The sequence below is a fragment of the Halovenus aranensis genome (assembly GCF_900100385.1).
Classification (GTDB): Archaea; Halobacteriota; Halobacteria; order Halobacteriales; family Haloarculaceae; genus Halovenus; species Halovenus aranensis.
In genome coordinates this window covers 29,899-40,738 of sequence record NZ_FNFC01000002.1, presented here as the reverse complement: position 1 = coordinate 40,738, position 10,840 = coordinate 29,899, and the positions used below count along the sequence as shown (strand labels likewise).

At 61.2% G+C, this 10,840-nt stretch carries 12 protein-coding genes; 6 read left to right on the top strand and 6 right to left on the bottom strand.

The genetic code is table 11. From position 1 onward, the window contains the following. Positions 1–176: 176 nt before the first annotated feature. From BLR34_RS02075 to BLR34_RS02050, 6 genes are all read left to right on the top strand, one after another. Positions 177–545 carry a response regulator transcription factor gene (locus BLR34_RS02075; protein WP_092699465.1) on the top strand — a complete coding sequence of 123 codons (369 nt, stop codon included), beginning with the start codon at positions 177–179 and terminating at the stop codon, positions 543–545. 176 nt (positions 546–721) lie between these two features. Further along, on the top strand, positions 722–1,630 hold the full coding sequence (locus tag BLR34_RS02070; RefSeq protein ID WP_176765205.1) for a HEAT repeat domain-containing protein: 909 nt from the start codon (positions 722–724) through the stop codon (positions 1,628–1,630). An 80-nt stretch (positions 1,631–1,710) separates the two neighbouring features. Further along, complete coding sequence (locus tag BLR34_RS02065) at positions 1,711–3,036, top strand: glycosyltransferase family 2 protein (RefSeq protein WP_245683166.1); 1,326 nt, start codon at positions 1,711–1,713, stop codon at positions 3,034–3,036. Between the two features lie 246 nt (positions 3,037–3,282). Next, positions 3,283–4,575: a phosphoribosylamine--glycine ligase gene (gene purD / locus BLR34_RS02060; protein WP_092698932.1), complete on the top strand. Its 1,293-nt coding sequence runs from the start codon at positions 3,283–3,285 to the stop codon at positions 4,573–4,575. Between the two features lie 49 nt (positions 4,576–4,624). Next, positions 4,625–5,161 (top strand): acyltransferase, encoded by a 537-nt coding sequence (locus tag BLR34_RS02055; RefSeq protein WP_092698931.1) that lies wholly within the window; start codon positions 4,625–4,627, stop codon positions 5,159–5,161. A gap of 57 nt (positions 5,162–5,218) precedes the next feature. Continuing rightward, a complete protein-coding gene (locus tag BLR34_RS02050; protein ID WP_092698929.1) occupies positions 5,219–5,623 on the top strand; it encodes a translation initiation factor IF-2 subunit beta in 405 nt (134 codons plus the stop codon). Here the strand turns inward: BLR34_RS02050 and BLR34_RS02045 are convergent, their stop codons facing one another. The 6 genes from BLR34_RS02045 to BLR34_RS02020 form a co-directional block, all read right to left on the bottom strand. Continuing rightward, positions 5,624–5,803: a DUF7836 family putative zinc-binding protein gene (locus BLR34_RS02045; RefSeq protein WP_092698927.1), complete on the bottom strand. Its 180-nt coding sequence runs from the start codon at positions 5,801–5,803 to the stop codon at positions 5,624–5,626. 84 nt (positions 5,804–5,887) lie between these two features. Continuing rightward, positions 5,888–6,853 carry a transcription initiation factor IIB gene (locus BLR34_RS02040; protein ID WP_092698925.1) on the bottom strand — a complete coding sequence of 322 codons (966 nt, stop codon included), beginning with the start codon at positions 6,851–6,853 and terminating at the stop codon, positions 5,888–5,890. A gap of 178 nt (positions 6,854–7,031) precedes the next feature. Continuing rightward, a complete protein-coding gene (locus BLR34_RS02035; RefSeq protein WP_092698923.1) occupies positions 7,032–7,313 on the bottom strand; it encodes a DUF357 domain-containing protein in 282 nt (93 codons plus the stop codon). Between the two features lie 33 nt (positions 7,314–7,346). Beyond that, the gene (locus BLR34_RS02030; RefSeq protein ID WP_092698921.1) at positions 7,347–8,420 is read right to left on the bottom strand and encodes a saccharopine dehydrogenase family protein; all 1,074 of its coding nucleotides are present in this window, start codon (positions 8,418–8,420) and stop codon (positions 7,347–7,349) included. A gap of 38 nt (positions 8,421–8,458) precedes the next feature. Next, on the bottom strand, positions 8,459–9,508 hold the full coding sequence (gene cheB / locus BLR34_RS02025; protein ID WP_092698919.1) for a chemotaxis-specific protein-glutamate methyltransferase CheB: 1,050 nt from the start codon (positions 9,506–9,508) through the stop codon (positions 8,459–8,461). Positions 9,509–9,555: 47 nt separating this feature from the next. Continuing rightward, positions 9,556–10,710: a sensor histidine kinase gene (locus BLR34_RS02020; protein ID WP_092698917.1), complete on the bottom strand. Its 1,155-nt coding sequence runs from the start codon at positions 10,708–10,710 to the stop codon at positions 9,556–9,558. Between the last annotated feature and the right edge of the window lie 130 nt (positions 10,711–10,840).

The following is a 10,840-nucleotide window of genomic DNA, read 5'->3' as shown; positions in this document are numbered from 1 at the left end:
CAGAGGTGAGCGCGTCGACCTGTCGTCGGTCGGAACCGCGTCTGAATCGGCATATTCTGTCTCGTTGGCGGTGGGCAGTTCCCGTGTGTCCTGAGCGGTGAAGAAACTACTAGACAATTTAAGATTTGCCCCAACATATATCCTAATAGAACAATTATCTTATGTACTCACTACAGATGCATTCTATCCTGATTGCTGACGATGACGAAGAGATGCGCGAGCTTCTTAAATTCAAATTACAGGGAGGGTACGAAGTCACTGCCGTGAGTGATGGTGAAGAATGTTGGCGCTATCTTGTGGCAAATTCAAATGACCTCCCAGATTTGATGATTCTCGACGTCATGATGCCCGGATTGAACGGGTACCGGGTGCTCGACAGAATGCAAGACGACGAGCGCTTCGATGAGGTAGCTGTTATTATGCTCACATCACGTGGGAAAGAAGATGATATTGTTCGCGCACTCGAATCTGGTGCTACCGACTACATGACAAAACCGTTCTCGGCGAATGAACTCATCGCACGAATTAAGAGAGTCCTTGAATGAGTAATAGCTCCGCCGTGTCTTCCGATTTTCTGATACTCCTCGGCTCTATCATAACGATTCTCCTTGCGACCATTGCGATACTCACTATCTCAAAGTCAGTTATATTGAAGCGTCGAGATCGACGAGACACAGAGGTCCGACCAAGTGTTCGACAGACGCTTTTGGATCAAATGGAGATGACAGACCCAGAATGGGAAGAGTGGGTCAACAGTCTCAGTGAATCTGAACGACGCGTTGCCACCGAACTGCTCGAAGAATACCTTCAGCGGATTCAAGGACGGGATAGAGCGGCCCTGCAGCAACTTGGCTATGCGCTTGGGATCGACCAGATGGCCCGGCGTAAACTCCGTGACGGCGATCGTTTTGAACGCCTCTGGGCATTGCATTGGATTGCGCGCCTCGATATCGATATCAAAATACAGACGCTCCAGAGCAGTAGTGACGACTATCCAGAAACGAGAGCAGCAGCAGCACGAGTGCTTTACGAGCAGGAGCGTCCGGAAGCAGCACGAACGGGGACCGAGTTACTACTGCAGGGGCCGAAGCCACTGTCTGTTCTCGGTGTCGATACACTCTATCAACTCAATAAGCTCTCACCCGAGCCACTGATTTCAGCCGCGACGAGCTCGTACTCTGAGTGGGACGAATCGCGACTCATTCAGGTGTTACAGGTGATCGGCGAAGCTGGTCCCTCAAAGCCGGATACAGCTCTTGGATGGCTTGGCTTTCTTTTCTTGAGTGAGTCTCCAAACGTCCGAGCCGCGGCAGCGCAATCGCTCAGCGGGTACGGCTGGCACGATGACGTTCGATCTGCAGTCGATATCAACCAAGTGCGAACAGACGAGTCCCCGCAGGTCCGACGGGCAGTCTATCGAATGCTCGGAACCTGGGAGGATGACGCGTCAACGAATGCACTCCTCGACGCTGTCAGAACCGAATCGGATCCGCGGGCGGCGATTGACGCGATTACCGCTCTCGGAGAGCGGGCCGAACAGATCCCCGAAAGCGAGCTCAGTACTTCCAGTTCGGCAGCCAGAGACTGGGTTTTTACTTCGACGTATACGAGTACGGAGGCCGCACAGTGACACCGCTGGGCGATATACTACTGTTAGTCGGCTGGGTCGTGCTGTGGTATTACCTGTTAGTCAATGGTGTGTATCTGCTGGTGCATATCGCAGCATTGTATGGACTCCGCAGCGATCTGAAGAGACAGGCCGCGGGAACGATTTTCCAGCGGTTTTCCTCGCCGTTCTTTCCCGGCGTCACCGTCGTAGTTCCCGCATACAACGAGGAGGCCGTAATCGTCGAGAGCGTCCAATCGCTGTTGAATCTCAACTATCCAAAACTCGAAATCGTCGTTGTCAACGATGGCTCAGACGACAGGACCCTCTCTCAGCTCCGGTCAGCGTTTGATCTCCGTCCGATCGACGCTCCAGTTCCGTTCGATGTCCCGAGCGAACCGATCGAAACCGTCTATCAATCCGTCGATGCGACCAACCTCAGAGTCATCGACAAAGAGAACGGAGGGCGAGCTGACGCAGTAAATGCCGGTATCTGGCTTGCCGAGCAGCCACTGTTCTGTACAGTCGACGCCGATTCGATTATCGACAGAGACGGACTATTACAGGCAGTCGAACCGTTCTTGGAGCAGCCGGAGGAAACCGTAGCGACAGGGGGGACGATTCGCGTCGCGAGCGGGTGTACAATCGAGAATGGGACCATCGAATCGGTCGGCCTTCCGAGTAATCCATTAGCTAGCCTCCAGACGATGGAGTATCTACGGGCTTTCTATTCGGGGCGATTAGGACTCGATCGATTGAACGCATTGATGTTGATTTCCGGTGCCTTTGGTGTCTTCCGAACGGATCTCGTTCGCGAGGTCGGTGGCTACGAAACCGATAGCATTACTGAAGACTTCGAGTTGACCCTTCGGTTGCATCGCTACCTTCGAGAGCAAGACCGCGATTACAACGTCGAATTCGTCCCGGAACCCGTCGTCTGGACAGAAGTACCCGAATCGCGAACTGCGTTCAGCCGACAGCGACGACGCTGGTACCGTGGGCTTCTCGATACGATGGCTCGGCATCGACAGATGGTCGGTCGGCGACGGTACGGATCACCTGGACTGTTCGGGTATCCCGCGTTTCTACTCGCCGAAGTGCTTGGACCACTCGTCGAAGGGCTCGGCTACGTGGTCGTGCCACTGGCGTTCGCAACCGGGGCAGCAGATGTGTCGTTCGTCCTCATGTACTTCGGGATTACAGTCGGTGTCGGCGTGTTCCTGTCTTGGTTTGGCATCCTCAGTGAGGTGTGGAGTTTCAGACGATACGACCAACCGAAACAAGTCATTCGTCTACTGGGCATGGGAATTCTCGAAAACTTCGGGTTCCGCCAGTGGAAGACACTAATCGCGTGGCGGGGGCTGTACGAGTATTTCCGTGGTGACACGTCATGGGGAGAAATGCAGCGCTCCGGCTTCGGCGGCGACTAGTGGTCTCGATAGCTCCAAGACGGTTGTCTTCACTCGTCGGCTACCCACGAGTACTCGTGAGACGCCACACTGATGCCGGTGTCAGAGCACGAACGAGAACTGGTGCCAACGATTGATAGAAGCACGCTGTTTAGCGGCGTCTAGGAGGTGCTTTCCGAACTGCGGGCGTCCCGCACACTGCCGTGACCCGTCTGACGGCTGACAGGGAGCGCAACATTTACACCCGGTACGGGCGGTGGTTCCGGTATGGACGAGACAGTGCTGCTCATCGGCGGTGGCGGCCGCGAACACGCGCTCGCGCGGAGCCTCGCCGACACCGAGGCCGACCTGTACGCCTGTGCAGGCAACCGGAACCCGGGTATCGCACGGCTGGTCGACGGATTCGAGACGCTCGATACCGCCAACCCGACGGCGGTTCGCTCGTACGCCGACGAAATCGGCGCGACGCTTTCGGTCATCGGGCCGGAGGGACCGCTTGCGGCCGGCGTCGCCGACGCGCTCGACGAGGCGGGCGTCTACGCCTTCGGTCCCCAGGAGGCCGAGGCCCGCATCGAGACGGACAAGGCCTTCCAGCGGCGGTTCATGGACCAGCACGATATCCCCGGGCTGCCGACTTTCGAGACCTTCGAGGACACCGAGGCCGCCTGCGAATTCGTCGACGAGTTCGACGGCGACCTCGCGGTCAAGCCGGCCGGGCTGACCGGCGGCAAGGGCGTGAAGGTAATCGGCGACCAGGTGACCCCCGAGGAGGCAAAAGAGTACATCCGCGAGTCGGGATACGATAGACTCGTTCTCGAAGAGCGCCTCGTCGGCGAAGAGTTCACCGTCCAGGCCTTCGTGGCCAACGGCGACCTGCGCGTCGCCCCTGCAGTCCAAGACCACAAGCGTGCCTACGAGGGCGACGAGGGGCCGAACACCGGCGGCATGGGTTCGTACAGTGACGCAGCCCTCGAACTGCCGTTCATGGACGAAGACGACTACATGGAAGCCGTCGACATCCTCCAGGCCGTCGTCGACGCGCTGGATGGCTACAAGGGCGTCCTCTACGGCCAGTTCATGCTGACCGCCGAGGGCGTGAAAGTCGTCGAGTTCAACGCCCGGTTTGGCGACCCTGAAGCGATGAACACCCTCCCCGTACTCGGGGGCGACCTGCTCGACGTGCTGGTCGCGGCCCGTGAGGGCGACTCTCTGCCCCAGCTTACCTTCGAGCGCCAGGCAACTGTCTGTAAGTACGCGGTCCCTGAAGGGTATCCGGTAGAGCCAGAGGCCGGCGCCAAGGTCGCTATCGACGAGGAAAGCGCCGGCGACGCACTCTTGTTCTATGCCTCAGTCGACGAGCGCGAGGACGGCATCTACACCACTACGTCGCGCTCGTTTGCCGTCGTCGGAGTTGCCGACACGATATCGGCTGCCGAGGAGATTGCCGAGGATGCCCTCGCGGCCGCAGGCGAAGACGGACTGCGGATGCGTCACGATATCGGCAAGCCCGACCTCGTCGAGCAGCGCATCGACCACGTCGAGGACCTGCGCGGCGAGTAGTCGGGCCGACCAGACAGTTTCAAGACGACGGCACGACAATCAGGGCGTGATGGACAGCGACGAGACAGACGGTGAGGGGACCGAGCCGGAGCGCCGACACGACCGCGTCACACGCCATCGACGGCCCGGAGCACACAACTCGCTTCACCGCTGGTACCGGGCGCGGAGTCCGCTCCGAGTCGTAGTTAATTACGTTGTCATTCTGTTCTGTCGGCTCTGCCCGAGCCTCTGGCTCAAGCGGGTGCTGTTTCGTCGACTGGGAATGACCGTCGGAAGTGGCGTCGCGTGGGGACTCGAATCGACACCCGACGTGTTCTGGCCCGACCTCGTCACTGTCGAGGACGACGCAATCATCGGCTACGACGCGACGATACTCTGTCACGAGTTTCTCCACGAGGAGTATCGGACCGGTCCCGTCGTCATCGGTGAGCGGGCGATGATTGGGGCGGGTGCTATCGTCCTTCCCGGCGTCGAAATCGGCGAGGGGGCACGTGTCGCGGCAAACTCGCTCGTGACCGAAGACGTGCCGCCAGAGACGACCGTCGCCGGCGTGCCAGCGGAGCCGGCAGCCGACACAGCTGAGTAGCCTCGCCGACAGCGGGAAAACGCGAGACACTTTAGGCTCCGGCCGAAATCGGCGTATATGGATTATGACGATATGCTCGATAGGGGACTTGAAGAGACGCCTGACATCGAGGGAAGTTCGGAGCGGTTCTCGGTTCCCGAACCCGACGTGCGACAGGAGGGCCACGCCACGGTGTTCGAGAACTTCCAGCAGGTCTGTCGTGACCTGGGTCGCGACGAAGACCACCTGCTGAAGTTCTTGCAAGACGAGCTGGGCACGAGCGCACACATCGACGAGAGCGGTCGCGGTCGGTTCACCGGTGAATTTAGCGAGCGCCGCATCCAGAACGCACTGGAGGCCTACTCCGAGCGGTTCGTCCTCTGCTCGGAGTGTGGGCTCCCCGATACGGACATCGTGAACGAGCAGGGGGCAGAACTGCTGCAGTGTGCCGCCTGCGGGGCACGTTCGTCGACCTCGGGATAACTACCCGAACTGTTTGAGCGTTCTGAGGTCGTGTTCTGTGCGCGTAAACTCCGAGACGCGCCGACTGGCGTGACAGTTCGGACAGTGTAGCACGCGCTGACTCTCAGGCAGTTCGCCCGGCGGTTCTTGCCACTCCTTGTTGCATTCAGGACAGAGCAACCGAACGTACGCTTCTTCCATGCGTACCAGTAACACACAGGGACCGGTGAAAAGGTTTGTGTCAGTTCTCAGCTAACGAAACTAAACTCGGGGACGGGAGGCTGTTCAGGCCGGTGTTTCGGAGTGTGTTTCGAGCAGTTCGTGGTAGCGGTTTCGGATAGTCACTTCGGAGACGTCGGCTACGTTACCGACTTCGTTCTGTGTCAGTTTCTGGTTCGTCAACAGCGAGGCGGCATAGATTGCTGCTGCTGCCAGCCCGACCGGCGATTTGCCGCTGATGAGTCCCTCCTCACGGCCGTGGTCGAGGAGGTCACGGGCGCGGCGTTCGGCTTCCTCCGAGAGGCCCAGCTCCGAGGCAAACCGGGGGATGTAATGCTCTGGGTCGGCCGGCTTGACTTCGAGTTCCAGTTCTCGGATGATGTAGCGGTAGGTCCGGGTGAGTTCCATCCGGTCGACCCGGGAGACGCGTTCGAGTTCGTCGAGCGAGCGCGGGGTACCCGCCTGCCGTGCGGCTGCATACAGCGCCGCACTGGCGACGCCCTCGATGGAGCGACCGGGAAGGAGGTCGTCTTCGAGCGCGCGGCGATAGATGACACTCGCGGTCTCGCGGACGTTCTCGGGGAGGCCAAGCGCGGAGGCCATCCGGTCGATTTCGCCAAGCGCCTGCTTGAGGTTGCGTTCCTTGGAGTCACGGGTACGGAACCGCTCGTTCCAGGTGCGCAGCCGTTGCATCTTCTCGCGCTGTCGGCTCGATAGTGCGTTGCCGTACCCGTCTTTGTCCTGCCAGCCGATGTTCGTCGACAGGCCCTTGTCGTGCATCATGTTCGTCGTGGGCGCGCCGACGCGGGATTTCTCGTCACGCTCGCGTGAGTCGAACGCCCGCCACTCCGGGCCGGGGTCGATTTCGTCTTCCTCGACGACGAGGCCACAGTCTTCACAGACCGTCTCGCCGTGCTCGGTGTCGTTGACGAGGCTGCCGCCACACTCCGGACAGACATTGGTCTCCGTGGTCTCATTTGTCTTTTCGCTCGTTCGTTCGTCCGTTCGTGTGCGGGGTGGTGATTCGCTCATTGTGTTGCTCTCGTTGCCGGTTGAGAAAGTTACATACCTCTACCAGCTCTTTCGCTAATGTTTAGTTAGGACTCTACACATATAAAACTTCGTTTAATTCGTGTCCCGCGTGTGGTCAGATTAGGAGAGCTAATCAGCTACGGAAAGCGACAATAACGAAAGCGCGGGCTCCGGGAGGCTAAATCGTGAACAGGTGCCCTTCGCGGGGAACGTCGAGCAGCCCGATGCGCGCGCCGGCGTCCAGCCAGGCGTGGCCGTACGAGAACGCAGCCAGGGCATTCACGAGGTCGCCGTCGTCGCGGAAGTGTCTCCCGTCTTCGAGGTAGGATTGGGCCATTTCGATACAGTCTGTGGCCCCCGTCGCGAGCGGTGTTTCGGGTGGGGCCGCGAGTTCGGCGGCGTCGAGTGCCTCGGTAAGTAGCTGTTCGTATCGGTCCGTCTTCTCGGCGAGGTCAGCCATACCTCGGCTACACTGCCCGTCGATATAGGTCTGTTACTCCAGTCCGGGCCGCTCGCCTTCGCGGAGCGCCTCGTCGTGAAATCCCTCGACACCGTCTAAATCGAGGACGAACTCCGCGTCCAAGGCGACCGCAGGCGTCTCGAAGCCGGCGGGGAGTTCGGGCATCCCGTCGAGTCGTTCGAGGACGGTCGTCGCGGCGTCGACGGTCAGCGAGTACGGCTCTGGCGTCTCGAGACGGGAGACAGCGGTCTGGTTGCCATCGGTAACTGCACCCCAGACTGAGACCCGGTCGCGCTCGGCGGGCTGTGTGGGCGGGTCGGCGGCGAGGGCCTTGACGGCTCGCTGGAGCGTCCGGCGAAGCGGACGGAAGCCAAGCAGCGACAGCAGCGGCTGTCCCACGCGGAGCGCTCGCGCCGCACTGTCGGGGGCCGCGACGTAGGTCTCGATGTTCGGAACCCCGGTCGTGTAGTAGGCCGTCGCCACGTCCGCAAGCGGCGCGAGTAGTCCCGTCCGTGGGCCGTTGCCAAAGTCTATCTTGCGGGTACGTTCGCCGACCGCAACCGATTCGAGTGCGCCGTTTTGCCGAATCGAGCCGCCGCCAGCCGCGTGTTCGAGTACCGTCTCCAGCGTCCCTCGCGAGAGGTCGGCTCGCGTCTCGACGCCGAGTGCGAGTGACTCCGCGCCGGGGAGCCGGTCGTGAAGGTGACAGGCGAGACAGTCCGTCGGCACGACATCGAAGCCGACAGCCGGCAACACCGGTACACCCGCCGTTTCCGCGTCTCTATCGCGTTCTGCGAGCGCCTCGACGACAGGGAGTTCGCCCGTGATGTCGAGATACGCCGTTTCGGTGTCGAGACAGGCGTCGACGACCGGTTCGGCGGTCCGCGTGAACGGTCCGGCGCAGTTGAGGACGGCGTCGATATCCTCAAGTTCCGGTGCCAACTCGCCGGGGTCGGCGACCCGCGACTCGACGCCCAGTTCGATTCCCAGCCCCCGAGTCTTGGTGCCGTTACGGCCGGCGACGACGACATCGAGACCGCGGTCGAGTGCTTCGCTGGCGATGCGTTCGCCGGTGTAGCCGTAGGCGCCATAAACCAGTGTTTTCATGTGCGAGGCTACGACGGGGTCGGTGAAAAGTATCCCTTCTACTCACCTGTCTCGTCGGTGACAGCACTGACAATCTCGTCTGTCATCTTGCTGGTCCGGAAGACGCCATCGACGACGCCGGTCTCAATAGTGTGTTCTGGCATCGCTCCGATGCTGGCCTCGGACGGCTCCTGTGCGAGGACAGTTCCGCCCGCCTCGGCGACATGCTCGGCCCCGGCCGCCCCGTCGTATCCCATTCCCGAGAGCACGACGGCGACGAGTGGTTCGGTGCAGACAGCCGCGCCGGCCTCGAAGGTCACGTCGGCAGCGGGACGGACGTTGTGAACCGGTTCGTCATCGGTAAGTCTGTACGAAATCTCTACGCCGTCGTCCTCGCGTGGCACCAGATGTGAGCCGCCTTTGGCGATGATTGCCTCGCCGGGGCCGACTCTGCCGGCACGTTCGGCCTCCCGAACGTCGAGTTCACAGACCGAGTCCAGCCGGTCCGCGAACCGGTCGGTGAAATCCGTCGGCATATGCTGGACAACCAGTACCCGGGCGTTCAGCGTTCCGGGCAGTGCGGCGAGGAGCGACTGCACCTCCGGTGGCCCGCCAGTCGAGGCGGCGATGAGGATTGTCGGGGGCCGTGTCGGCGTCTCCTGTGGCGTCGTGACCGTCTCAATCGCTCCGGTGCCGGCCGGTGAGACCGGCGATACGTCGGCGGTAGCCACGAGCGACACTGCCTCGACGAGGTCATCTGCGAACTGGACGAGGCTCGTCGAGACTTCGCCCCCGGGCTTTCTGAAGAAGTCGACGGCTCCGGCATCGAGGGCTTCGAAGGTGGTGTCTGCTCCCTCCTCGGTGTACCGGCTGAGCATCAGAATCGGTGTCGGCCGTGTCTCCATGATGCGTTCGACCGCCTCGATGCCGTCCATCCCCGGCATCTTCACGTCCATCGTCACCACGTCGGGGTCGTGTTGCTCGACGGCGTCGATTGCCTCCTTGCCGTTGGCCGCGTCGCCGACGACGGTGATACCGCCATCCTTGAGCACCTCCGCTATCTGTACCCGCATGAACTGGGAATCGTCGACGACGACAGCCTCAACCATAGTTCAGCTACCAGTTCCCCGTACTTATCGTTCACCGTTTGCCGGACTTACCAGCGGCTAATGATAATCTCGACCCGAGTCCCCGACGGTTCTCGCGGTTCGAGCGACACGTCCCAGCCGTGTGCGCCGGCAATCTCGGTCACGATAGAGAGCCCGATGCCGTCTCGGTCGGCGTCCGTGGTGTATCCGGTGTCTATGACGTACTCGCGTTCGTCTGACGGGATGCCGGGACCGTCATCGGCCACGTAGAACCCCTGTGCATCCGTGAGTGGACCGATTTCGACCGTTACCTCCCCGTCGCTGTGGGCGAAGGCGTTCCGGACCAGTTCGTTGAGTAACATCCTGACGCGCTCACGCTCGCCGTCGAATATCGCGTCAGTGGTGACGAGTTCACCGCGTTCCTGACCGACATCGCTCCAGCTATCACGTGCAAGCTCCGCCAGCGAGAGGCGTTCGCGTTCGACCGGCTGTTGTCCGACCTCGACCAGGCGGACACCACGCTCCATGAGCGCGTCAATCTCTTCGAGCGCGCTGTCGACACTGTCGAGATGTGACGTGTCTTCGTCTGTGCGCGCGAGTTGGACGCGGCCCGAGGCGATGTTCACCGGATTACCGAGGTCGTGCGAGACGAGGGTTCGCAACGACTCCAGTCGCTCCCGCTCGCGGGTGAGTTGCGCGGCACGCTCGAAAGACCGCAGGCGTCGACCGACTGTCCGCCCAAGCGACGCGAGCGGCCCCGGGTCTCCGGTCCATTCGGGAGTCCACAGGTGAAGGGCGCCATAACACGAGTCGACAGAACAGAGCGGTACGGCGACGAACGCCCCGATATCGCCAGGGTCGTTTCCGGTGTGTTCGGCGACCAGACGAACGTCGGTCGGCGGATTTTCGACCACCCGCTGTACCTCGCCTGTCGATTCGGCCCGCGCGGTCAGTGTTTCCTCGGGGGTCGCCTCGAGACGCGCAGGCAACTCGGCCGGGGCACTCCGAACCCGGACCGCCGGCTCGTCGACTGTGGCTATCCATGCGAACTCGACGGGCGTCGTTGCGGTGAGTCTCGCGGGCAGAGTCGTTCCGAGTGCCGGCGCTGTTGTCGCGTCGTCTACGGCGGCGTGGACCGTCTCGACGGTCTCACAGAGCCAGACGGGCCACTCGTCGTGGCCACCTGCTGTCGGTCCGTGCTGGGAACTCTCCCGGTCAGTCATTGGTTTCAGTCCTCCCGCCACTGGTAAAACTGTACTGGCGACGGGCGTGTTCTGGCGTGGATTCTTCGGTCCAGACGCGATTGCTTACTCGCTGCACGGGTGGGATACTCGTTTATTTCTGGCGCACCTA

Excerpts from the sequence above, each read along its gene's own strand:
- purD (WP_092698932.1), top strand. The coding sequence starts at position 3,283 with ATGGACGAGACAGTGCTGCTCATCGGCGGTGGCGGCCGCGAACACGCG.
- BLR34_RS02055 (WP_092698931.1), top strand. The coding sequence starts at position 4,625 with ATGGACAGCGACGAGACAGACGGTGAGGGGACCGAGCCGGAGCGCCGA.
- BLR34_RS02035 (WP_092698923.1), bottom strand. The coding sequence starts at position 7,313 with ATGGCTGACCTCGCCGAGAAGACGGACCGATACGAACAGCTACTTACC.
- BLR34_RS02050 (WP_092698929.1), top strand. The coding sequence starts at position 5,219 with ATGGATTATGACGATATGCTCGATAGGGGACTTGAAGAGACGCCTGAC.
- cheB (WP_092698919.1), bottom strand. The coding sequence starts at position 9,508 with ATGGTTGAGGCTGTCGTCGTCGACGATTCCCAGTTCATGCGGGTACAG.
- BLR34_RS02045 (WP_092698927.1), bottom strand. The coding sequence starts at position 5,803 with ATGGAAGAAGCGTACGTTCGGTTGCTCTGTCCTGAATGCAACAAGGAG.
- BLR34_RS02075 (WP_092699465.1), top strand. The coding sequence starts at position 177 with ATGCATTCTATCCTGATTGCTGACGATGACGAAGAGATGCGCGAGCTT.
- BLR34_RS02040 (WP_092698925.1), bottom strand. The coding sequence starts at position 6,853 with ATGAGCGAATCACCACCCCGCACACGAACGGACGAACGAACGAGCGAA.
- BLR34_RS02070 (WP_176765205.1), top strand. The coding sequence starts at position 722 with ATGACAGACCCAGAATGGGAAGAGTGGGTCAACAGTCTCAGTGAATCT.
- BLR34_RS02020 (WP_092698917.1), bottom strand. The coding sequence starts at position 10,710 with ATGACTGACCGGGAGAGTTCCCAGCACGGACCGACAGCAGGTGGCCAC.
- BLR34_RS02030 (WP_092698921.1), bottom strand. The coding sequence starts at position 8,420 with ATGAAAACACTGGTTTATGGCGCCTACGGCTACACCGGCGAACGCATC.